Raw genomic sequence first — 22,961 nt, forward strand, 5'->3', positions numbered from 1 at the left:
GCGCTTCGAAAATCGCGATGCCAGAAAGCATGAAAGCAATCACTCTCTATGATGTCGCCCTCCTTGCGGGGGTTTCTTACCAGACCGTTTCGCGCGTCATTAACGATGCGGAACATGTGTCTGCCCGCACGCGAGAAAAGGTGCAGCAGGCGATGGCGGAGCTGCACTACGTTCCTAACCTACGGGCACAGCAGCTGGCGGGTAAACGCACCCGTTCGCTGGGCCTCATCACGACTGACCTGGCCCTGCACGCGCCTTCACAAATTGTATCGGCGGTCAAATCGCGTGCGGCGGAACAGGGGGCGAGCGTCCTGATTTCCATGGTGGAGCAGCCCCTGCAGTGTCAGACGGCGCTTCAGGCGCTGCTGGCACAGCGGGTGGACGCGCTGCTGGTGAACGTGCCGCTTGACGATCCGCACGCCGAAGAGCTTGGGGCGCTGGCGTCGCCCGTCCCGGTGCTGTTCCTCGATGTGGCGCCCTCAGCGCGGGTAAACAGCCTCGTGTTTAACGCGGAGCAGGGGGCGCGTCTGGGCGTTGAGCATCTGCTGTCGCTGGAGCATCGGAATATTGCCCTGCTGAGCGGGCCGGAAAGCTCGGTCTCTGCGCGGGCGCGCCTGGCTGGGTGGAAAGCGACGCTGGCGCAGGCGGGTCTTAACGCGACGGCTGTGGCCTACGGTGACTGGAGCGCGGCCAGCGGTTACGAGAAGGGACACGTGCTGCTGTCGGGTGCGGCATTACCGGACGCGATTCTGGTGGCGAACGATCAGATGGCGCTCGGGGTGATGCGCGCCTGCGCGGAAAAAGGGATCGCGATCCCTGGTCAGCTTTCGGTGGTGGGGTTTGACGATACGGCCGACAGCGCCTGGTTTTCCCCGCCGCTGACGACCATTCGTCAGGCGTTTCGCGAGGCGGGCGAACGCAGCGTTGAGTGGCTGCTGGCGTCTTCCGGGGGCGAAGCGTGCCGGCAGGTTCAGCTGCCGGTGACGCTGGTTACCCGTCATTCCAGCGCGCGCCGCAACCTGAAGCAGGCCGAGCGCGAGGATCTGGCGCAGCAGCTCAGAAGCCTGGCACTGCTTGCCGAGCAGATTGCCCGCAAATAAAACTTTGTGATCGGACTCGCTACCCCGCGATTGAACGCTTTACCGTTGCCGGGAGCCAGGGCATGTTAACTAAAATTGTGAGCGCTTCGCAAAGAGGTTACTATGTCCACCACTTCACCGCTGACCCTCAGCGCCATTCTGGCCCGTCGGGACTGGGAAAATCCTGGCGTCACCCAGTGGAACCGTCTGGCCGCACACGCGCCGTTACACAGCTGGCGCAATGAGCCCTCTGCCAGAGAGGACGCCGGATCCACCAGCAGGCACGTTCTCAACGGGCTATGGCAGTTTAGCTACTTTACCGCGCCGGAGCAGGTTCCTCAGGCATGGGTAACCGAAGATTGTGCAGATGCCGTTGCGATGCCCGTGCCGTCTAACTGGCAGATGCAGGGGTTCGACACGCCCATTTATACCAATGTCACCTATCCCATTCCCGTTAATCCGCCTTTTGTGCCGCAGGAAAACTCTACCGGTTGTTACTCGCTCACATTTGAGGTGGATGACGCCTGGCTCCGGAGCGGGCAGACCCGCATCATCTTCGACGGCGTGAACTCGGCGTTCCATTTCTGGTGCAACGGTCAGTGGATGGGCTATTCCCAGGACAGCCGATTGCCCGCCGAATTTGACCTCTCGGCGGCCTTGCGCCCCGGGCAGAACCGCCTGGCGGTCATGGTATTGCGCTGGTGCGACGGCAGCTATCTGGAAGATCAGGACATGTGGCGCATGAGCGGCATCTTCCGTGATGTGACGCTGCTGCATAAACCCGAGACGCAGATTGCCGACTATCACGTAGTGACGGACCTGAATGCGGAGCTGGACCGCGCGGTGCTGAAGGTTGATGTCGCGCTGGCAGGCGCCGGCTTTGCGGACTGCGAGGTGGTCATGACCCTGTGGCGCAGGGGTGAAAAATGCGCCAGCGTTTCCCGGCGTCCGGGGTCAGCCATCGTCGACGAGCGCGGCAGCTGGGCAGAGCGCTTAACGGCGTCGATCCCCGTTGACCAGCCCGCGCTCTGGAGCGCTGAAACGCCAGAACTGTACCGCCTGACGATTGCGCTTCTTGACCCGCAGGGTGAGCTGCTGGAGATTGAGGCGTGCGACGTGGGCTTCCGCCGCGTTGAGATCGGCAATGGCCTGCTGAAGCTTAACGGTAAACCGCTGCTAGTCCGCGGGGTTAACCGGCACGAGCATCATCCGGAAAACGGCCAGGTGATGGATGAAGCGACCATGCGCCGCGATATTGAAATCATGAAGCAGCACAACTTCAACGCCGTGCGCTGCTCGCACTACCCGAACCATCCCCTGTGGTACCGGCTTTGCGACCGCTACGGGCTGTACGTCGTTGACGAAGCCAATATCGAAACGCACGGCATGGTGCCGATGAGCCGCCTTGCTGACGATCCGCGCTGGTTGCCCGCCATGAGCGAGCGCGTGACCCGCATGGTGCAGCGCGATCGTAATCATCCCTCGGTTATCATCTGGTCTCTGGGCAATGAGTCAGGCCACGGCGCGAATCACGATGCGCTGTACCGCTGGCTGAAAACCACGGATCCGACGCGTCCGGTACAGTATGAAGGCGGCGGCGCGAACACGGCGGCGACCGATATTGTCTGTCCGATGTACGCCCGGGTCGATTGGGATCAGCCTTTCCCGGCAGTGCCTAAATGGTCAATCAAGAAATGGATCGGCATGCCGGACGAAACGCGCCCGCTGATCCTCTGTGAATATGCCCACGCGATGGGAAATAGCTTTGGCGGGTTTGCGAAATACTGGGAAGCGTTTCGCAGCCATCCTCGCCTGCAGGGCGGGTTTGTCTGGGACTGGGTCGATCAGGCCCTGACGAAACGGGACGAAAAGGGCAATACGTTCTGGGCCTACGGCGGAGACTTCGGCGATAAGCCGAACGATCGGCAGTTCTGTCTTAACGGGCTGGTGTTCCCCGATCGCTCGCCGCACCCGGCGCTGTACGAGGCGCAGCGCGCCCAGCAGTTCTTTACCTTTACGCGAGTCAGCACCTCTCCGCTGGTGATTGAGGTGCAAAGCGGCTACCTGTTCCGCCATACCGATAACGAAGTGCTGAACTGGACGGTTGTCCGGGACGGGGACGTGCTGGCCGCGGGCGAGATGACGCTCTCGATGGCGCCTGAAGGCACCCAGCGTCTGGAGATTGACCTGCCGGAGCTGAAAGCCGGGCCGGGTGAGGTCTGGCTTAACCTTGAAGTACGCCAGCCGCGGGCAACGCCGTGGTCTCCGGCTGACCATCGCTGCGCGTGGGAGCAGTGGCCGCTTCCGGCTCCCCTCTTTATTGCTCCCCCAGCCCCGGCGGGCGAGCCTCCGGTGTTAACGCAAAACGATCGCATCCTGGAGATCTCCCATCGTCAACAGCGCTGGCAATTCGATCGCGCAACCGGAAATCTGACTCAATGGTGGCGAAATGGCGTTGAAACGCTGCTTTCACCTCTGACGGACAACGTCAGCCGCGCGCCGCTGGACAACGACATTGGCGTGAGTGAAGCGACGAAGATCGATCCGAACGCCTGGGTTGAACGCTGGAAAGCGGCGGGCATGTACGATCTCACCTCGCGCGTTCTGCACTGTCAGGCAGAGCAGCATGCGGGTGAAGTGATGGTCACAACCCAGCACGTCCTTGAGTATCTCGGCAAAGCCCTGTTCATGAGCCGTAAAGTCTGGCGGGTGGACGATCGGGGAGTTCTGCATGGCGATATTCAGATTGATGTTGCGTCTGATATCCCGGAGCCTGCGCGCATTGGTCTGAGCGTTCATCTTGCCGAAACGCCGGAAAACGTTCACTGGCTGGGGCTGGGGCCGCATGAAAACTATCCGGACAGAAAGCTGGCTGCACGGCAGGGGCGCTGGACATTACCTCTCGAGGCCATGCACACGCCGTATATCTTCCCGACGGAAAATGGGTTGCGCTGTGATACGCGGGAACTTGTGGTGGGAACGCATCAGCTGAACGGCCGGTTCCACTTCTCGGTGAGCCGCTACGGTCAGCAGCAGCTGCGTGAGACAACCCATCATCATCTGCTGCGGGAAGAGCCGGGATGCTGGCTTAACCTCGATGCGTTCCATATGGGCGTGGGCGGCGACGACTCCTGGAGTCCCAGCGTTTCACCGGAATTCATTCTGCAGACACGTCAGCTTCGCTATACCTTCAGCTGGCAGCAGAACCCTTAACTAATCATGAAGTTGCGGCCACAGAGCGTGGCCGCACGCTTACTCCAGAATGCCGTTCAGGCCATGCAGGCTCATGTAAATTCCGACTACGGTAATCAGAGCAGCGGAGATCCACGGCGCTTTACGGGAGAATTCGCTAAACCCGGGCCAGCGTTTTGTCGCATGTTTGAGGCTTAAGGCGGCAATCGCGCCGGAAGCGACCAGCGTTAACGCCAGACCAATACTGAAGCTGAACACCAGCGTTGCGCCGAGGGCAAAATGCTTCAGCTGCAGGCAGATCAGCAGCACGGTGATTGACGCCGGGCAGGGGATAAGCCCGCCGGTGAGGCCAAACATCACGATCTGTCCGGTGGTGACGTTTTGACCGCTGAAGCGGCGGTTAATATCCTGCGCGTGAGCGCGCTGGTGAGCGTCCTGCCACTCTTCTTCAACCAGCGGGTGTTCGTGGTGGTGATGATCATGATGGTGGTCATGGTCATGGTCATGGTGGTGATGACGATCGTGTGGCTGACTCTCTTTCCAGGTTCGCCACGCCATCCACAGGGCGATCGCAACGATCAGCACCCCGGAGAACAGCTGGAACCAGGGTTCGGACGTGTGCGCATCCCAGCCCCGACCAAACCATAGTCCCGCCATCGCAACGAGCCAGACCACCGCCGTATGGGAGAGCGTGGCCGCCAGGCCGAGCAGTACCGCCTGTTTCAGCGTGCCGCGGATGGCCACAATAAAGGCGGCCATCATTGTTTTTGAATGGCCCGGTTCCAGGCCATGCAGTGCACCGAGCAGGATAGCGCTGGGAACAAACAGCCAGGCGTTGCCATGCTGAAGGAGTGAAGCAAAATCGGTCATGGGAAATTCCGGAGTGGAAAGCGTGCGGAGATACTACTCCCCCCCAGTAGTTTAATACTACCCCCAGTAGAAAAATACTCAGGGGGAGTAGAGCGTGATATGCTTTAAAAGCCTAAAAACAAGGGATACAGAGATGTCACATACCGTTCGCGACAAGAAAATGTTACTGACTCGCCTGAAGAAAATTCAGGGGCAGAGCACCGCGCTGGAGAAAATGCTCAACAGCGATCACGAATGCGCCGAGGTGTTACAGCAGCTGGCGGCGATCCGCGGGGCGGTCAATGGCATGATGATGCAGGTGATCGAAGGGCATTTAACCGATCATGTGGTGAAAGAGCCTGAAGAAGCGCAGCGTGAAGCCGATCTTGGCGTGGTGTTGCGGGTGATGAAATCCTATCTCAAGTAGTGTGCGTTCCGAGGTTATTTTCTGCCCAAAGAATAAATTCCGTCTTTGGCAGCGCTTTACTGTAAAACCACCCCTGACCGTACTGCACGCCGTGGCGGTGTAGCCAGGCGAGCTGCCCTGCGGTTTCAACGCCCTCCGCCACCATCGCCAGCTTCAGCGACTTCGCTATTTCAATGATGTGCGGCGTCACGTTTTTATACTCCAGCGCATCCACGAACGATTTATCAATTTTTAGCGTGTCGACGTCCAGATCCTGCAGATAGCTCAGGCTGGAATAGCCCGTGCCAAAATCATCAATATAAACAGGGTGGCCCGAACGACGAAATGCGGCGATAGCCGGTGCGCTAATTTTGGGATCGGCAAAGCCACGCTCGGTGAGCTCAAGGGCGATCTGTCGGGGATGGATTTGCCACTTGTTCAGGAGCTGACTCAGCAGAGGCGGCAGGATGCCGGAGGTTAAATCGGCAGGGGCGAGGTTAATGGAGATATGCTGATCCGGATGACGCTGCAGCCAGTGTCCCATATCTTCAAACACCTTTTCGATGACTAACTGCGTCAGCTGCGAAATAAGCCCCGTTTGCTCGGCAAGGGGGACAAAAATATCCGGCGAGAGGCTACTTCCGTCCGGCTGGGGCCAGCGCGTCAGCGCCTCAGCGCCCACAATTTTTCCGCTACAGAGCGCCACGATGGGCTGATAGTGAACCACAAAATCCCGGCTGTGAATGGCGTCAAGCAGGCGATTGCGCGGCGACTGGATACGCCGCAGGATCCGCAGGACAAACAGTGCGGCGAGCAGGCTTATCAACATGCCGAACGGTAACCAGAAAAGAAGCTGCCGGTGCCAGGTTTCAGCGAGCGGTTTGAGCGTTGCCCATGCGACGACGGTAAACCCAAGCTCAGGTACAGACTTCATGACGTACATTGAACCGTTGTACTGCACGCTTTTCACACCCTGCTCCTGAACCATGTCGCGGATGTGAGAGTCGAGCTTGCTGCTGCTGGCGAATATGCGGTGCGTTGCGCTTCCTACCAGAGCGGCATCAATCGCAATCTCGCCGAAAGGGATCACGTCCACCAGCGAGGCAGGATCGACCATCACAAGGTAGTTGCCTTTTCCCAGCACCGTCATGTAGCGGTTAAACCCAAGATCGTTTTGCGTGGTCAGCCACGCGCTGTAACCATCTTCGGTAATGCGCATTGGAGGAGGGAAAGGGGACGCATGACTGGTTTGCTCCAGGGAGGAGCAGAGCGGTCGAAGGTTGTCGATATAAATCACTTCCTGGACATATCGCCACGAGAAAGCGACCCGGCGCATTTCCCGCAATTGCAAGGGGCTACACGGCACACCCTCAAAGGCCTGCAGGTGATCGAGCGCTTCTTTTGCCTGATCCACAACCCTGTCGGTGCGTACCAGCACGCGGGAAGCATAGTTATCCAGCGCATCGGCAAATTTATCTTCCGCCTGGCGGTGGGCCAGCCAGATGCTCAGGCAAATGGGGACCAGCACGGAAAAGATAAGTACGCCAGTCACCAGACTGACCAGATGTCGGGTTTTCATGCTGTCGTGTCCTTCCTCGTACACCCGTTCCTGGGCATTGAGTACCCTGCCTGAAGAGAAAGATTTTACCGCGAAATGATATAGTTATAGCACGTGGTTGGCATGGTTTTCATTTTATCTCAGGCAAATGAGAAAATATCGCCAGGCGAGAGGGGGTTGTTTTTTCTAACTGGCCTGGATATTATTTTGTTATGTTATAACAAAACATAAAGGATTTACGATGAAACCCAATATCCACCCAGCCTATCGCACCGTGGTTTTCCACGACACCAGTGCCAATGAATACTTTAAAGTAGGCTCAACCATTAAAACCGACCGCGAAATTGAACTCGACGGTGAGACGTATCCGTACATCACCATCGAGGTTTCTTCAAAATCGCACCCGTTTTATACCGGTAAGCAGAAAACGTTCTCCACGGACGGCAGCGCAGCACGCTTCCGCAAGCGTTTTGGCGGTTTTCTCAATGCGAAGCGGGGCTAACCATGCAGGTACTTAACTCATTACGCAGTGCAAAGCAGCGTCACCCGGATTGCCAGATAGTCAAACGAAAGGGACGCTTGTACGTGATTTGCAAATCCAATCCGCGCTTTAAGGCGGTTCAGGGACGTAAAAAAAGACGCTAAACGCGCGTTTCTCGCCAGCTTTCCAGGGATCTAATCTGTTTGCCATCGGCAGTAAAATTGTCGGTGGCAAGCCAGCTTTCAAAGGCGCTCGCCAGCGCAGGCCACTCTTTGTCGAGAATCGAAAACCAGTCGGTATCCCGGTTACGGCCTTTTATAACCAGCGCCTGACGAAAGCGACCTTCAAACTGAAAGCCCAGACGCAGCGCCGCTTTGCGGGAAGGCTCGTTCAGGCTATTGCACTTCCACTCATAACGCCGGTAGCCCAGGGTATCGAACACATACCGCATCAGCAGATACTGCGCTTCTGTCGACCCTGGCGTGCGGCTTAAAAGCGGTGAGAAGTGAACGTGCCCCACCTCCACGACCCCGTTTTTGGGATCGATCCGCATCAGGGACAGCGTCCCGACAGGGGACTGGGTCCGGTTATCGATAACGGTAAAGTGGATGGGGTCGGATAATTCACTTACGCTCGCCACCCATTCGGCAAACTCCTCTGCGGTGGCATCGGGTTCACGCAGCAGCCACGTCCAGCTGCGGGTATCCTCGGCCAGGGAATAGGCGGAGAACAACGCGTGGGCATGCTCCACGCGCAGCGGTTCAAGCCGACAATAGTGACCATGAAGGACCACCCGGGACGGGTGCGGACGAGGCTGCCAGTCGATAAGGGCTTCGCCTACGGGCTGTCCAAACGCATTGAATGTATTCATCTTTATTTCCATGACGTTGAAAAGATCTCCAGATTAGTGAATTGCTGGTTCCTTAAAAAGAACCACCAGGCTATGTTTTTCTGGTACCAAAAGGAGGGAAGATGAATATACCGGGTGATGAGCTTTACGCTTTGCTCCATGCTGCGCTGAAAAAGCGTGGGCAGGAGACGCTTCAGCGCGCGCTCTATCTTGCTTTGCGGGAGGCCATACTGGGCGGAAGGCTTCGGTCCGGCAGCCAGCTGCCCGGTTCGCGAACGCTGGCGCAGCAGATCTCGGTTTCCCGAAATACCGTCAATGCGGCGCTGGACCAGCTCACGCTCGAAGGCTATTTGCTGCGTAACCGTCAGGGTACGCGGGTGGGGCAATTCGCTCATCGTACGATTGCCCGGACATTGCCGGATCCTGACGTCAGGCTGACAAAACGGGTCGCCTTGCTGCCCGCCCCCGTGCCGCGCGACACCCCGGTGATGGCGTTTACGCCGGGAACGCCTGCCATTAACTATTTCCCCTTGCCGCTGTGGCGGCGATTGTACGATCGCGTCCTGCGCGAGGAGGGAAGTGCCCTGTTAGGCTATGGCGACCCGGCCGGCGAGCCGTCGCTGCGGGCCGCGATTGCCCGGCATCTCGCCCTGTCCCGCGGTATCGACTGCGACGCCAGCCAGATTGTGATAACCGAAGGAGCGCTTGAGGGCGTCAACCTCTGCACGATGCTGTTAAGCGAACCTGGCGATGTCGCCTGGGTGGAAAACCCCGGTTATAGCGGGGCAAAGAGTGCGTTTGTTAAAACTGGCCTGGCAATGACGGGAATACCGGTTGATGACGAGGGAATGTGCTGGGAAGGGCTGGATGCGCCTGCGCCCTCAATGATTTTTACCTCACCTTCGCATCAGTTCCCTTACGGGAGCGTGCTCAGCGCGCGGCGGCGGTTGGCGCTGCTGGAGCTGGCACGGCAGCACAACGCGTGGATCATTGAAGACGATTACGACAGCGAGTTCCGCTATGCCGGTGAGCCCGTACCGGCGATGCTGGGAATGGTCGCTAACGCGCCCGTTGTCTATCTGGGAACCTTCAGTAAAACGCTGTTTCCGTCGCTCAGAGTGGGGTTCATGGTGTTACCGCCAGCGCTGGCGAAAGCTGCGCATCCGGCCATCGGCTCGCTGCTGCGCGGGGGGCATCGTGCGGAGCAGCGTACCCTGGCGCGGTTTATTGAGGAGGGGCACTATGCCCGTCATTTGGCTTCCATGCGTCGTCTTTATCGTAAGCGTTACCGACAGCTGCGGGAAGTGCTGGGCGCAGAGCTTAATACGCCGCACCGTATTCTCGCTGGCGAAGGCGGGATGCATCTGACGCTGGCAATAGACGGTATTGACGATCAGAGAATGGTGGAGCAGGCGAGGGCATTTCAGCTGGCACCCGCTGCACTGAGCGGGTACTACCTGGAGGCGAAGCAGGGGCAAACCGGTCTGGTTTTAGGTTACGGCAATACCCCTGCTTCTCAGTTTGCGCCGGGGATCCGACGTCTGCAGACGTTAATTACGCAGCAGCAGGGCGGGAAAGGGTAAAGACATCATAGAAAGAGAGCTGACCTTTGGTGGAGACCATTTTCTGCAGCTTCTCTTTTTGCCCGGCTTCTACCGCCGGTGAATGCATGATGTTTTCGATCAGCTCCTCTGGCACGTAACGCGTGTTGTACCATTCGCCGTTATAGCAGACCCGAAAATCGAGCACGTCGATATCTTCGTAACGGTAGCGCGGATTCACGTCGAAAAAGAAAAAGGCGTTAAAGACGACAAACAGTACAACCAGCAGCCAGACGGAGTCCACCAGCGTTTCGGACTTCAGCATCACAATAAGCGTCGCCAGCCAGGCGGCATACATGGCGACAAACAGCCCGGGATGTTTGCGAATAAAGCTAATGCTAAAGCGCGGGCGATTATCGCGCTTTTCGCGGAGGTTAAGATCGTCGATGGTGGCGGTAAGCAGGCGCTGTATCTCGGTCATTTTTTGCCTTCATGAGAGTTGACAATACAGGGTGTCTGCCAATTTTAGGGGAGCCATCAGGCTGAAAAAAGTAACAGTCTGTCGCTAAAAGACTATAACAGTTGACTCCCCGCAACCTCACAGCGTTTTGATGATTTTTGCCGGATTGCCACCAACGACGACGTTAGCCGGGACGTCTTTCGTCACGACGGCGCCGGAGGCCACGACCACATTATCACCAATGGTGACGCCAGGGTTAATGACAGCCCGGCCGCCAATCCAGACGTTATTGCCAATATTGACGGGTTTTCCAAACTCCACGCCGCTGTTTCGTTCTTCCGCGTCCAGGGGATGGGTAGCCGTATAAATATGAACACCCGGCGCGAGCATGCAGTTATCGCCAATATGAACAGGGCAGACATCCAGCATCACGCAGTCGAAGTTAGCGTAAAAGTTTTTGCCCAGATAAATGTTATATCCATAGTCGCAGCGGAAGCTCGGCTCAATATAAGCGCCTGCGCTTTGTCCCAGAAGTTCCGCCAGAATGTTCTGGCGTTCTGTTTTTTCATCAGGCGCGGTGTGGTTATAGCGGTAAACCAGATGGCGGGCCCGCAGTCGGTCAGCCCGTAACGTCTCATCGCCGGGGCGGTAATGTTCACCGGCAATCATTTTCTGTTTTTCTAAGCTCATTGGAAACCTCTCTGGATGTGATTACCGAAGGGTAATCGGACCTGGCCAGAAGGGGAACGTTCCCGAAAAGCCGATGTGACTGACGTCACAACATTGCTGCTGATGAACACGTTTTACACGGAGACCTGGCCTGGGCACAGGGAGCATAACGGGATAGGTAAATACTCAGAACGAGGCGTAGAACTCTACAGACACCCTTCAAAGATTAACGGACAAATTTCCATACAGAAGTAGGGATTTTGTCATACAGCTTATTCATTGTCAGCTCAGCAAGACGATGGTCAGCGGCTGAATAAAATACCGCCAGTTCATTATCAGAAAGCTCGTATTTATTCTTTTCGATGACGCGCTCAAGCGTGTCAATTGACTGACAACGTCGTAAGCGCATCAAATAATCGATCTTTGTGAGTGGTTTATCAGACATAAATTCACCTTAGTAATTGTAATAATTTTAACAGGAAAGACTAACCGGGTTAGCTCTGCTCACGTTGACGAAACAGCGGAATAGCCGATTTCCCGATTTACGCCATTTTTGCAAATCCTGAGCGTTAATGCCGTAACTGCTGAACAACATAAAGGTGTCGTCCAGGTATTCATCAATTTGCTCAATGAGCTTATTATCTTCATTGTACTTAATTTTATAATTAAGTGCGAAGGTTGCGATATGCTCTATCAGCTCGTTCAACTGTAAATTGATGGCAGACGTTGGATCGTTTACCCAGCCATGGTTACTTTCATCAAGATTGGCGAGGCAGTCATGGTACAAGGATTCGCAGAGAAATTTCAACTGCGCGATATCATGCCTTTTTGGCGAGTACTCGTCCATAGCGCATCCCCTTCTGAGTGATTTCTTACTCACCGAACATCATTGTCGGGATGGATACAACTGACTTAGCTACATGAGTGCTGTGTTCCTGATAACCTAACTATAAGCCACTCCTTCCTGGATTTCACCGCGCTATTACGAAAAATTACAAATAAAAACCGCAGGCTGGGAGCGTGTACGCAAATGGTCACCCTGGACTCAACGTTTTTATCCAAATTAACGACGGGGTTTTATCCCTTCCTTACGTTTCATCGGCTTAGCAAAAATGATGAGAAAAGTTCAGATTCAGACTTATCTATGTACGAACTTCTTATTAGGAATATTCCTAATACCTTAGGCGGGGAAATGAAATTAAAAAAATCCTGAATTCACCGATTAAGTTATCAGTTAATTATGATATGTCTATTTAAGATGACAGAAAATAAATAGAACCACAATAAGCGTAATTTATGATTTTTTCTGAAAAAGAAAAAGGCCGCTAATGCGGCCTTTTTAACATGTGGAACCGGTATCAGTGAGGTTCTACCGAATGACTGTGTTCAACATCTTCATTCTTGCGGCTAAAGCGGCGGCGAACCACCACGAAGAACACCGGTACGAAGAAGATAGCCAGTACGGTCGCGGTAACCATACCGCCCATCACGCCTGTACCTACCGCGTTCTGCGCGCCGGAGCCCGCACCGGAGCTGATAACCAGCGGCAGTACGCCGAGGATGAACGCCAGCGACGTCATCAGGATTGGGCGCAGACGCATACGAACCGCTTCAAGCGTCGCCTCAATAAGACCTTTACCTTCTTTCTCCATCAGATCTTTGGCGAATTCAACGATAAGTATCGCGTTCTTCGCCGACAAGCCAATGGTTGTCAGCAGGCCTACCTGGAAGTAAACGTCGTTGGTCAGTCCACGGAACGTTGCCGCAAGCAGCGCACCGATAACCCCGAGTGGAACCACCAGCATAACGGAGAACGGAATCGACCAGCTCTCGTACAGCGCCGCCAGACACAGGAAGACCACTATCAGTGAAATGGCGTACAGAGCAGGGGCCTGGTTACCGGACAGACGTTCCTGATAGGACATACCGGTCCAGTCATAGCCGATACCCGAAGGCAGTTTGCTTGCCAGTTCTTCCATCAGGTTCATGGCTTCACCGGTGCTTCGGCCCGGTGCGGCCTGACCCAGAATTTCCATCGATGGCAGACCGTTATAGCGTTCCAGACGCGGCGAACCGTATTCCCAGCGTGAGGTTGAGAACGCCGAGAACGGAACCATCTGACCATTGCTGCCGCGCACGAACCAGTTGTTGATATCGTTAGGCAACATACGGTACTGCGCCTCTGACATCACGTACACTTTCTTCACACGACCGCGGTCGATGAAGTCGTTAACGTAGCTACCGCCCCAGGCTGCGCCCAGCGTGGTATTGATGTCACTGATGGATACGCCCAGCGCCTGGGCTTTCTCCTGGTCGATATCGATCTTGTACTGCGGCGTATCTTCCAGGCCGTTTGGACGCACGCCGACCAGGAGGTCAGGATGTTTAGCGACTTCACCAAACAGCTGGTTACGCGCCTGCGTCAGCTTCTCGTGACCCAGGCCACCCTGGTCAATCAGCTGGAAGTCGAAACCGGTCGCGGTACCCAGTTCAACAATCGCTGGCAGGTTAAAGGCGAAGACCATCGCATCTTTAATCTGCGAGAAGGTGCCCATTGCACGGCCGGTGATGGCTTCAACCTTGTTCTTTTCGCCCGGACGTTCAGACCAGTCTTTCAGAGAAACGAAGGCAATACCGGTGTTCTGACCACGACCCGCAAAGCCAAAGCCGTTAACCGCAAATACGGACTCAACGTTGTCTTTCTCTTTGGTGAGATAGTAGTCCGTCACTTCATCCAGCACTTTCTGAGTACGCTCTTGCGAAGCACCCGCCGGAAGCTGTGCCATCGTCAGGAACACGCCCTGGTCTTCATCTGGCAGGAACGAGCTTGGCAGACGAACGAACAGGAAGGCCATGCCCACCACGATGATGATATAGAGCAGCAGGTAACGACCGGTGCTGCGCAGGATGTTGCCCACGCTGTCGGTGTAGTGATGCGTGCTCTTATCGAACATGCGGTTAAACCAGCCGAAGAACCCTTTGTGCTCGCCGTGACCGCCTTTCTGAATAGGCTTCAGCATGGTGGCACACAGGGCAGGGGTCAGGATCAACGCGACCAGCACCGACAGCGCCATCGCGGAAACGATGGTAATGGAGAACTGGCGGTAAATCGCACCGGTGGAGCCCCCGAAGAAGGCCATCGGGATAAATACCGCAGACAGCACCATCGCGATACCGACCAGCGCGCCCTGGATCTGACCCATTGATTTACGGGTCGCTTCCTTCGGCGGCAGACCTTCCTCCGCCATGACACGCTCGACGTTCTCGACCACGACGATGGCGTCATCAACCAGCAGGCCGATGGCGAGCACCATCCCGAACATTGTCAGGGTGTTTATCGAGTAGCCAAATATCGACAGGATCGCAAAGGTCCCGAGCAATACCACCGGCACGGCAATCGTTGGGATAAGCGTCGCGCGGAAGTTTTGCAGGAACAGGTACATGACCAGGAAGACGAGGATGATCGCCTCAACCAGCGTCTTAACCACTTCGTGAATCGAAATTTTAACGAACGGCGTGGTGTCGTACGGGTAAACGATTTTCAGACCTGACGGGAAGTAAGGTTCCATCTTCTTCAGCTCTGCGCGGATCGCCGTGGCGGTGTCCAGGGCGTTCGCGCCTGTCGCCAGTTTGATACCCAGACCGGAAGCCGGTTTACCGTTAAACTTCGCGATGATGTCGTAGTTCTCACCGCCCAGCTCAACTTTCGCCACGTCGCGCAGGCGAACCTGCGAACCGTCCTGATTCACTTTCAGCAGAATTTTGCTGAACTCATCGGCAGAGGTCAGACGGGTCTGCGCGATGATCGAGGCGTTAAGCTGCTGGCCTTTCACCGGCGGCGTACCGCCTAACTGACCGGCCGCTACCTGGGCGTTCTGCGCTTTAATTGCGCTGATCACGTCAACCGGGGTTAGCTGGAAATTGTTCAGCTTGTTCGGATCCATCCAGATACGCATCGCGTATTGGGAACCGAACAGCTGCACGTCACCCACACCGGAAGTACGGCTGATGGCGTCCTTCATGTTGGCGCCCACGTAGTCGGAAATATCCTCCTGCGTCATGGTGCCGTTGGTGTTGATAACGCCGACAACCATCAGGAAGCTACTGGACGATTTCTCGACGCTCACACCCTGCTGTTGTACTTCCTGCGGCAGCAAAGGCATTGCCAGCTGCAGTTTGTTCTGCACCTGAACCTGCGCGATGTCAGCATCCGTACCTGACTGGAAGGTCAGGGTGATCTGCACCGTACCGGTGGAGTCACTGTTTGAGGACATGTACATCAGGTTATCGATACCGTTCATGTTCTGTTCGATAACCTGGGTGACGGTGTCCTGCACCGTTTTCGCATCAGCCCCCGGGTAGGTTGCGGAAATTGTCACCGCCGGTGGCGCAATCGTTGGATATTGCGCGACAGGCAGCTTCAGGATCGCAAGTCCCCCGGCCAGCATGATGATTATGGCGATCACCCACGCAAATATGGGGCGATCGATAAAGAAATTAGGCATGTCTTAACGGCTCCTGTTTAAGTTAAGACTTGGTTTGTTCTGACTGGCCAGCGGCCGAAGCTTGTTGTTTATCGTCAGATTTCACTTCCTGTGCTTTAACCTGCGCGCCAGGACGAACTTTTTGCAAACCAGTAACAATCACGCGATCGCCATCTTTCAGACCTTCCGTCACCAGCCATTTATCGCCAATCGCCTGGGTGGCGGTGATATTGCGCGTTTCGACTTTGTCATCAGCCCCAACAACCAGCGCGCTCGCATCGCCGCGTGGCGTACGGGTCACGCCCTGCTGTGGAACCAGAAGTGCGGTTGGATTCGTTCCTTCTTCCAGACGCGCGCGAACGAACATACCTGGCAGCAGATTTTTGTCAGGGTTCGGGAAAATCGCACGTAAGGTTATGGAACCGGTGGTCTGATCGACCGTCACGTCAGAGAATTCCAGGGTACCTTCCTGCGGGAACTTAATACCGTCGTTGGTAATCAGCTCCACTTTGGCTTTGCCGTTTTCCTGTTTCAGGGTGCCGTTTGCCAGCTCCTGTTTCAGGCGCAGGAAATCGTTGCTGGACTGCGTCACGTCAACGTAGATCGGATCAAGCTGCTGCACGGTTGCCAGCGCATTGGTCTGACCGTTCTGCACCAGCGCCCCTTCCGTGACGGAAGACTTACCAATACGACCGCTGATAGGGGAGGTCACTTTGGTATAGGCCAGGTTAATGCGCGCGGTTTCGACGGCCGCTTTGGCTGCCACCACGGCCGCGTTAGCCTGCTGTGCATCTGCCAGGGCGGTATCGTAATCCTGTTGGCTGATGTACTTGGTACCGAGCAGCTTTTGGTAGCGGTTCAACGTCAGCTGAGCAATTTTGGCCGCGGCCTGTGCTTTCGCCAGGTCACCTTTCGCACTTTCATAAGAGGCCTGATAGGTTGCTGGATCAATCTGATACAGAGACTCACCGGCTTTCACATCACCACCTTCGGTGAAGTTACGCTTCAGGATAATGCCGCTGACCTGAGGACGCACTTCCGCAATGCGGTAAGCATTGGTACGGCCTGGTAATTCGGTGGTGATTTGTAGAGGTTCAGATTTGAGCGTCACGACGCCTACTTCTGGCGCCTGCTGAGCTCCTTGTTGAGCTGGTTTGTCGTCACATCCTGTTAGCGCTAAGCTGCCTGAGAGCATCAGAACGACCGCCAGAGGCGTTAACCCTCTGTTTTTGTTCATATGTAAACCTCGAGTGTCCGATTTCAAATTGATCAAGGGTCCTGAGTCTAAAAACCCATTGCTGCGTTTATATTATCGTCATGCTATGGTACATACATTCACAAATGTATGTAAATCTGACTCCTGTAAATTCACCCACCTATGGCACGAAAAACTAAACAACAAGCGCTGGAAACCCGACAACACATTCTGGATGTGGCAATACGTTTGTTCTCGCAGCAGGGTGTTTCATCCACCTCGCTGGCGCAGATTGCTCAGGCTGCCGGTGTGACGCGAGGAGCGATTTACTGGCATTTTAAAGATAAGTCAGATCTGTTCAGTGAAATCTGGGAGCTTTCAGAGTCCAGCATTAGCGATCTCGAGAGTGAGTATCGGGCAAAATTCCCTGACGATCCACTCTCAGTATTGAGAGAAATATTAGTATATATCCTTGAAGCAACGGTAGTTGAAGAACGTCGCAGATTAATGATGGAGATTATTTTTCATAAATGCGAGTTCGTGGGCGAGATGGCGGTGGTGCAGCAGGCGCAACGCAGCCTTAGCCTGGAGAGCTATGATCGTATTGAACAGAATCTGAACCTGTGTATGCAGGCAAAATTATTACCGGCCAATCTCTTGACCCGACGGGCGGCAATCCTGATGCGCAGCTACATTTCAGGTCTGATGGAAAACTGGCTTTTCGCGCCGCAATCCTTTGACCTTAAAGAGGAAGCCCGCAGCTACGTGGCGATTTTACTGGAAATGCTACAGCTCTGCCCCACGCTGCGCAGCGACGCGCCTTCGCTAACGGCCTGATCCCTTTCCAGGATTTATCTCAGAGGATAACGTTCACGCTATTCTGCTTTCAGCGAGCGTGATATTCTTCACGCCGGACTATTTTCGGTCATCTTCTGACATCATTCACAACTATGCTGCCCATCAATCGCTCGCAACATCCTGTTTTTGCATTGCTCTTTGCGATGCTGTTTTTCTTCGCCACGGCGCCGCTGACTTGGGCCCGCGCCGATAACAGCAATGATATTCCCTCGCGCGGCGATGTTCAGTCGCAGCTCGACACGCTGAACAAACAAAAAGATCTCTCTCCTCAGGAGAAACTCGTCCAGCAGGATCTGACGGAAACGCTGGAAACGCTGGATAAAATTGAACGCATCAAAGCAGAAACCGTCCAGCTTCGTCAGAAGGTGGCGCAGGCGCCTGAAAACATGCGTAAGGCCACCGACGCGCTGAATGCCCTCAGCGATGTGGATAACGACGACGAGACGCGCAAGACGCTCTCGACGCTCTCCTTACGCCAGCTGGAGTCCCGCGTCGCGCAACTGCTCGACGATCTGCAAACCGCGCAGTCGGATCTCGCAACCTATAACAGCCAGCTTGTCTCGCTGCAGACCCAGCCCGAGCGCGTGCAAAACGCGATGTACGCCGCGTCTCAGCAGCTGCAGCAAATCCGCAACCGTCTGAACGGCACGACGGTCGGCGAAGGCACGCTGCGCCCGACGCAGCAAACCCTGCTGCTGGTTCAGCAGACCTTGCTCAATGCGCAAATCGAACAGCAGCGTAAAAGCCTTGAAGGGAACACGGTGCTGCAGGACACGCTGCAGAAACAGCGTGATTACGTGACGGCGAATATTAATCGCCTCGAACACCAGCTTCAGCTGCTGCAGGAAGCGGTTAACAGCAAACGCCTGACGTTAACGGAAAAAACCGCCCAGGAGGCCGTATCGCCGGACGAAACCGCCCGCATTCAGGCGAATCCGCTGGTGAAACAGGAGCTCGAGGCCAACCACCAGCTGAGCCAGCGCCTGATACTGGCGACGGAAAACGGCAACTCGCTGGTTCAGCAAAATATCAAAGTGAAGAACTGGCTGGATCGCGCGCTGCAGGCTGAACGCAACATCAAAGAGCAGATTGCGGTCCTGAAGGGCAGCCTCCTGCTGTCGCGTATTCTCTACCAGCAGCAGCAGACGCTCCCGTCCGCCGATGAGCTGGAAGACATGACCAACCGCATCGCGGATTTACGTCTGGAACAGTTTGACGTCAACCAGCAGCGCGATGCCCTTTTCCAGAGCGATACCTTTGTCGCCAAAATTGAAGAGGGGCATTCCAGCGACGTGAACCCGGAAGTGCACGACGCGCTGCTCCAGGTCGTCGATATGCGTCGCGAGCTGCTGGACCAGCTCAACAAACAGCTGGGCAACCAGCTGATGATGGCCATTAACCTGCAAATCAACCAGCAGCAGCTGGTGAGCGTCTCGAAAAGTCTGCAGGAGATCCTGACCCAGCAGATTTTCTGGGTGAACAGCAACAAACCGATGGACTGGGACTGGGTCAAATCCTTCCCGGAGACGTTGAAAACACAGATTAAGAGCATGAAGATCACCGTAAACTGGGAGAAAGCCTGGCCTGCGGTAATGATTGCTTTCCTGGCCGGTTTACCGTTGCTGTTGATTGCCGGCCTGATCCGCTGGCGTCTGGGCTGGCTGAAAAAATATCAGGAGAAGCTGGCGTCCGAAGTGGGGCAGTTGCGCAACGATAGCCAGCTCCACACGCCAAAAGCGATTCTCATCGATCTCATCCGCGCCCTGCCGGTGTGCCTGATTATTCTGGCTGTGGGGCTGATTCTGCTCACCATGCAGCTCAACGTCAGCGATCTGCTGTGGGCGTTCAGTAAAAAACTGGCGCTGTTCTGGCTGGTGTTTGGCGTGTGCTGGAAGGTGCTGGAAAAAGACGGCGTGGCGGTGCGCCATTTCAACATGCCTGCACAGCTGACCAGCCACTGGCGTCGTCAGATCGTGCGCATCAGCCTGGCGCTCCTGCCGCTGCACTTCTGGTCGGTTGTCTCTGAGCTTTCTCCGCTGCACCTGATGGATGACGTGCTGGGCCAGCTGGTCATCCTGCTGAACCTGCTGCTGATTGCGATCCTGATGTGGCCGATGTGCCGCGACAGCTGGCGTGATAAAGAGTCCCACAATATTCGTCTGGCCACCGTGACGGTGCTGGCGATCATTCCGCTGGCGCTGATGGTGCTGACGGCAACGGGCTACTTCTATACCACGCTGCGCCTTTCCGGGCGCTGGATTGAAACGGTCTATCTGGTGATCGTCTGGAATCTGCTCTATCAGACCGTGCTGCGCGGCTTAAGCGTCGCGGCCCGCCGCATTGCCTATCGCCGTGCCATCGCGCGTCGTCAGCATCAGGTGAAAGAGGGGGCCGAGGGCGCGGAGCCGCAGGAAGAGCCGACCATCGCCCTGGATCAGGTTAACCAGCAGACGCTGCGTATCACCATGCTTGTGATGATCGCCCTGTTTGCGGTGGTGTTCTGGGCTATCTGGTCCGATCTTATTACCGTTTTCGCCTATCTCGACAGTATTACCCTCTGGCAATACAACGGTACCGAAGCGGGCGCGGCGGTCATGAAAAGCGTGACCATGGGCAGCCTGCTGTTTGCGCTGGTGTCGTCGGTGGTAGCCTGGGCGCTGATCCGCAACCTGCCAGGCCTGCTCGAAGTGCTGCTCCTGTCACGTCTGAATCTTCGCCAGGGAGCGTCCTACGCCATTACCACGATCCTCAACTACGTGATCATTATTGTTGGGGCGATGACGGTCTTTGGCTCGCTTGGCGTCTCGTGGGATAAACTGCAGTGGCTGGCGGCGGCCCTCTCGGTCGGTCTTGGTTTTGGCCTGCAGGAGATCTTCGGTAACTTCGTATCCGGCCTGATCATCCTGTTCGAACGTCCGGTACGAATCGGCGATACCGTCACCATCGGCACCTTCTCCGGTACGGTCAGCAAGATCCGTATTCGCGCCACTACCATCACCGACTTCGATCGCAAAGAGGTGATCATCCCGAACAAAGCGTTCGTGACCGAGCGTCTGATCAACTGGTCGCTCTCCGATACGGTGACGCGCGTGGTGATCCGCCTGGGCGTTGCCTATGGATCGGATCTGGAGAAGGTGAAAGAGGTGCTGCTGAAGGCGGCGTCAGAACATCCGAAAGTGATGCATGATCCGGCCCCGGCGGTCTTCTTCACCACCTTTGGGCCGAGCACGCTGGATCACGAGCTGCGTTTATACGTGCGCGAGCTGCGTGACCGCAGCTACACGGTGGATGAACTCAACCGTTCTATCGATCGCCTGTGCCGTGAAAACGATATTAATATCGCCTTCAACCAGCTCGAGGTTCACCTGCGTAACGAGAAAGGTGATGAGCATACGGAAGTGAAGCGCGACATTAAGGGTGACGATCCGACTCCGGCGTAATCTATTTTTTTCCCTCTCCCTGTGGGAGAGGGTTAGGGTGAGGGCAACAGGCCTTCACCTTTGCTTCAAAATCCCGCCGCACGATGTCCAGAGCTTTAAGCACAGTTTCGGCGGGGATCTCATGATTCTCCAGCAGCATAATCAAATCGACGGCCAGCTTGACCTCATCGGGTGCATTTTCCAGTGACATGGGCGTGGCTCCTGTTAACGGGTCAAACGTTCAATGACGCGCTCAATCTCATCCAGCGCCTGACGGCAGCGGACGATACGTCCTTCCAGCGCGCTAATCTCGCGCATCAATAGCTGCTGCTCTTCCAGCGTTTCACTGTTGTTCAGCCGCGTCTCGCGCTCGCGCTTCATCTCAAACAGCCTACGTTCAAACTCCTGGTTCTCCAGCCGCTTGCGCTGCCATTTACCGAGCTCCGGCGAGGCGCTGTCCCAGGCGCGCAGGGGCCAGGCGGCGATTTCGCGATGCAGAGCGGTGATTTGCTCTGTGAGATGCTCTGCGAGCCACGACACCTGTTCCTGCTGTTCACTCTCAACCGCATGGCGAAGCTCGTCGAGGTTGGTCTGCGCTTCCGCCAGATAATCCTGAATGACGGTGCTGCGGGTACGAAAAAGCTGCCGGTCAAAGCGCGGTTTCAGCGTGGCGTGCCCCATCAGCGGTGTAGCCTGCTCCCGCAGAGCAATGAGCTGATTTTGCAGCCTCTCAAGAAGCAGTGCTGTTTTCAAGGCGCTCTCCAGTGGTAAAGTAGCCGTTCAGTTTGATAACGATTCGCATTATGAAGCGTACTATTTTAATCATCATTGGCTGGCTCGCGGTAGTGCTTGGCACGCTGGGCGTGTTTTTACCCTTGCTGCCGACCACCCCGTTTATCCTGCTTGCGGCCTGGTGCTTCGCCCGCTCGTCGCCGCGTTTTCACCACTGGCTGCTCTATCGCTCGTGGTTTGGCGGCTATCTGCGGCACTGGCAAAAACACCGGGCCATGCCGCCCGGCGCGAAGCCGCGCGCGATCGCGGTGATCCTTATCACCTTCGCTATTTCATTATGGCTGGTGAAAATGATGTGGGTACGCATTCTGCTGCTGGCGATCCTCTCCTGCCTGCTTATCTTCATGTGGCGGATCCCCGTGGTTGATGAAAAGCAACAAAAGCACTGAAGCCTTATCATGGCTGTTGCAATTATTGCGCACAGCCAGTAAATTCGACCGTTTTCGAGCACAGGTGCGCCTGGTCAAAGGTTAAACAATTGTTGCCTTGGCCGACTCGTTGCGCGCTGTGAGTAACACTGTTTCATTTAGGCAAAACCGATGACCGCAACTGCACAGCAGCTTGAATATCTGAAAAACAGCATCAAAAGTATCCAGGACTATCCAAAGCCTGGCATTCTTTTCCGTGATGTCACCAGCTTGCTGGAAGACCCGAAAGCGTACGCGCTCAGCATTGAACTGCTGGTCGAGCGTTATAAAAACGCCGGGATCACCAAAGTAGTAGGTACCGAAGCCCGTGGCTTCCTGTTTGGCGCACCGGTTGCGCTGGCAATGGGCGTGGGTTTTGTGCCGGTGCGTAAGCCGCGCAAGCTGCCGCGTGAAACCATTGCTGAGAGCTATGAGCTGGAGTACGGCACCGATCAGCTGGAGATCCACGTTGACGCGATCAAGCCTGGCGACAAGGTGCTGGTGGTGGACGATCTGCTGGCAACCGGCGGCACCATTGAAGCGACCGTGAAGCTGATCCGTCGTCTGGGTGGGGAAGTGACCGACGCGGCCTTCATCATCAACCTGTTCGATCTCGGCGGTGAACAGCGCCTGGAAAAACAGGGTATTACCAGCTACAGCCTGGTGCCTTTCCCGGGCCATTAATCCCGGTTTTCACAACCTCGCTCAATGGGTGAGGTTG

The 22,961-nt window shown here is 55.8% G+C and carries 21 protein-coding genes; 10 read left to right on the forward strand and 11 right to left on the reverse strand.

Annotation, left to right across the window (positions count from 1 at the left end; all coding sequences use genetic code 11):
* Positions 1-29: 29 nt before the first annotated feature.
* Together F0320_RS04710 and F0320_RS04715 are read left to right on the forward strand one after the other, a co-directional pair.
* On the forward strand, positions 30-1,100 hold the full coding sequence (locus tag F0320_RS04710; RefSeq protein ID WP_126329094.1) for a LacI family DNA-binding transcriptional regulator: 1,071 nt from the start codon (positions 30-32) through the stop codon (positions 1,098-1,100).
* Positions 1,101-1,202: 102 nt separating this feature from the next.
* Positions 1,203-4,292: a beta-galactosidase gene (locus F0320_RS04715; protein WP_149323814.1), complete on the forward strand. Its 3,090-nt coding sequence runs from the start codon at positions 1,203-1,205 to the stop codon at positions 4,290-4,292.
* 39 nt (positions 4,293-4,331) lie between these two features.
* Here F0320_RS04715 and F0320_RS04720 read toward each other — a convergent pair whose 3' ends face one another.
* Positions 4,332-5,141 (reverse strand): nickel/cobalt efflux protein RcnA, encoded by an 810-nt coding sequence (locus tag F0320_RS04720; protein ID WP_126329092.1) that lies wholly within the window; start codon positions 5,139-5,141, stop codon positions 4,332-4,334.
* Positions 5,142-5,274: 133 nt separating this feature from the next.
* Here F0320_RS04720 and F0320_RS04725 point away from each other — a divergent pair, with 133 nt between their 5' ends.
* Entirely contained in the window at positions 5,275-5,547 is a 273-nt protein-coding gene (locus F0320_RS04725) for a metal-sensing transcriptional repressor (RefSeq protein ID WP_023310594.1), read from the forward strand.
* Here F0320_RS04725 and F0320_RS04730 read toward each other — a convergent pair.
* A complete protein-coding gene (locus F0320_RS04730; protein ID WP_047650449.1) occupies positions 5,540-7,105 on the reverse strand; it encodes an EAL domain-containing protein in 1,566 nt (521 codons plus the stop codon). The two genes, F0320_RS04725 and F0320_RS04730, sit on opposite strands and share 8 nt — an antisense overlap.
* Before the next feature lie 220 nt (positions 7,106-7,325).
* Between F0320_RS04730 and F0320_RS04735 the strand changes: the two genes are divergently transcribed.
* Together F0320_RS04735 and ykgO are read left to right on the forward strand one after the other, a co-directional pair.
* Positions 7,326-7,586, forward strand: a complete 261-nt coding sequence (locus tag F0320_RS04735) for a type B 50S ribosomal protein L31 (protein WP_006176933.1) — start codon at positions 7,326-7,328, stop codon at positions 7,584-7,586.
* Between the two features lie 2 nt (positions 7,587-7,588).
* Positions 7,589-7,729 (forward strand): type B 50S ribosomal protein L36, encoded by a 141-nt coding sequence (gene ykgO / locus F0320_RS04740; protein WP_003859006.1) that lies wholly within the window; start codon positions 7,589-7,591, stop codon positions 7,727-7,729.
* Here ykgO and F0320_RS04745 read toward each other — a convergent pair.
* Positions 7,726-8,436 (reverse strand): GNAT family N-acetyltransferase, encoded by a 711-nt coding sequence (locus F0320_RS04745; protein ID WP_047650450.1) that lies wholly within the window; start codon positions 8,434-8,436, stop codon positions 7,726-7,728. The two genes, ykgO and F0320_RS04745, sit on opposite strands and share 4 nt — an antisense overlap.
* Positions 8,437-8,537: 101 nt before the next feature.
* Here F0320_RS04745 and F0320_RS04750 point away from each other — a divergent pair, with 101 nt between their 5' ends.
* Complete coding sequence (locus F0320_RS04750) at positions 8,538-9,998, forward strand: PLP-dependent aminotransferase family protein (RefSeq protein ID WP_126329091.1); 1,461 nt, start codon at positions 8,538-8,540, stop codon at positions 9,996-9,998.
* Here F0320_RS04750 and F0320_RS04755 read toward each other — a convergent pair.
* The 6 genes from F0320_RS04755 to acrA all read right to left on the reverse strand — a co-directional run bounded on the left by F0320_RS04755 (position 9,970) and on the right by acrA (position 16,806).
* A complete protein-coding gene (locus tag F0320_RS04755) occupies positions 9,970-10,437 on the reverse strand; it encodes a YlaC family protein (protein WP_023310598.1) in 468 nt (155 codons plus the stop codon). The genes F0320_RS04750 and F0320_RS04755 overlap by 29 nt on opposite strands.
* A gap of 117 nt (positions 10,438-10,554) precedes the next feature.
* Positions 10,555-11,106, reverse strand: coding sequence for a maltose O-acetyltransferase (gene maa, locus F0320_RS04760; protein WP_023310599.1), 552 nt, complete (start codon positions 11,104-11,106; stop codon positions 10,555-10,557).
* Positions 11,107-11,311: 205 nt separating this feature from the next.
* The gene (locus F0320_RS04765; RefSeq protein WP_008499287.1) at positions 11,312-11,530 is read right to left on the reverse strand and encodes an HHA domain-containing protein; all 219 of its coding nucleotides are present in this window, start codon (positions 11,528-11,530) and stop codon (positions 11,312-11,314) included.
* Positions 11,531-11,557: 27 nt separating this feature from the next.
* Entirely contained in the window at positions 11,558-11,932 is a 375-nt protein-coding gene (gene tomB / locus F0320_RS04770; RefSeq protein ID WP_008499288.1) for an Hha toxicity modulator TomB, read from the reverse strand.
* Between the two features lie 511 nt (positions 11,933-12,443).
* Positions 12,444-15,590, reverse strand: coding sequence for a multidrug efflux RND transporter permease subunit AcrB (gene acrB, locus F0320_RS04775; protein ID WP_047650452.1), 3,147 nt, complete (start codon positions 15,588-15,590; stop codon positions 12,444-12,446).
* Between the two features lie 22 nt (positions 15,591-15,612).
* A complete protein-coding gene (gene acrA, locus F0320_RS04780; RefSeq protein ID WP_029741963.1) occupies positions 15,613-16,806 on the reverse strand; it encodes a multidrug efflux RND transporter periplasmic adaptor subunit AcrA in 1,194 nt (397 codons plus the stop codon).
* Between the two features lie 141 nt (positions 16,807-16,947).
* Here acrA and acrR point away from each other — a divergent pair, with 141 nt between their 5' ends.
* Both acrR and mscK read left to right on the forward strand, forming a co-directional pair.
* A complete protein-coding gene (gene acrR, locus F0320_RS04785; RefSeq protein WP_023310602.1) occupies positions 16,948-17,601 on the forward strand; it encodes a multidrug efflux transporter transcriptional repressor AcrR in 654 nt (217 codons plus the stop codon).
* A gap of 113 nt (positions 17,602-17,714) precedes the next feature.
* On the forward strand, positions 17,715-21,062 hold the full coding sequence (mscK, locus tag F0320_RS04790; RefSeq protein ID WP_126329090.1) for a mechanosensitive channel MscK: 3,348 nt from the start codon (positions 17,715-17,717) through the stop codon (positions 21,060-21,062).
* A 1-nt stretch (position 21,063) separates the two neighbouring features.
* Here mscK and rsmS read toward each other — a convergent pair whose 3' ends face one another.
* Both rsmS and priC read right to left on the reverse strand, forming a co-directional pair.
* Positions 21,064-21,252, reverse strand: a complete 189-nt coding sequence (gene rsmS, locus F0320_RS04795) for a pleiotropic regulatory protein RsmS (protein WP_047650454.1) — start codon at positions 21,250-21,252, stop codon at positions 21,064-21,066.
* Positions 21,253-21,266: 14 nt separating this feature from the next.
* A complete protein-coding gene (gene priC, locus F0320_RS04800) occupies positions 21,267-21,794 on the reverse strand; it encodes a primosomal replication protein N'' (RefSeq protein WP_126329089.1) in 528 nt (175 codons plus the stop codon).
* Between the two features lie 50 nt (positions 21,795-21,844).
* Between priC and F0320_RS04805 the strand changes: the two genes are divergently transcribed.
* Entirely contained in the window at positions 21,845-22,222 is a 378-nt protein-coding gene (locus tag F0320_RS04805; protein WP_029741960.1) for a DUF454 family protein, read from the forward strand.
* Positions 22,223-22,372: 150 nt separating this feature from the next.
* Positions 22,373-22,924, forward strand: coding sequence for an adenine phosphoribosyltransferase (apt, locus tag F0320_RS04810; protein WP_000127359.1), 552 nt, complete (start codon positions 22,373-22,375; stop codon positions 22,922-22,924).
* Positions 22,925-22,961: the final 37 nt, after the last annotated feature.

Origin of the sequence: Enterobacter dykesii (assembly GCF_008364625.2) — a bacterium.
GTDB classification, from domain to species: Bacteria; Pseudomonadota; Gammaproteobacteria; order Enterobacterales; family Enterobacteriaceae; genus Enterobacter; species Enterobacter dykesii.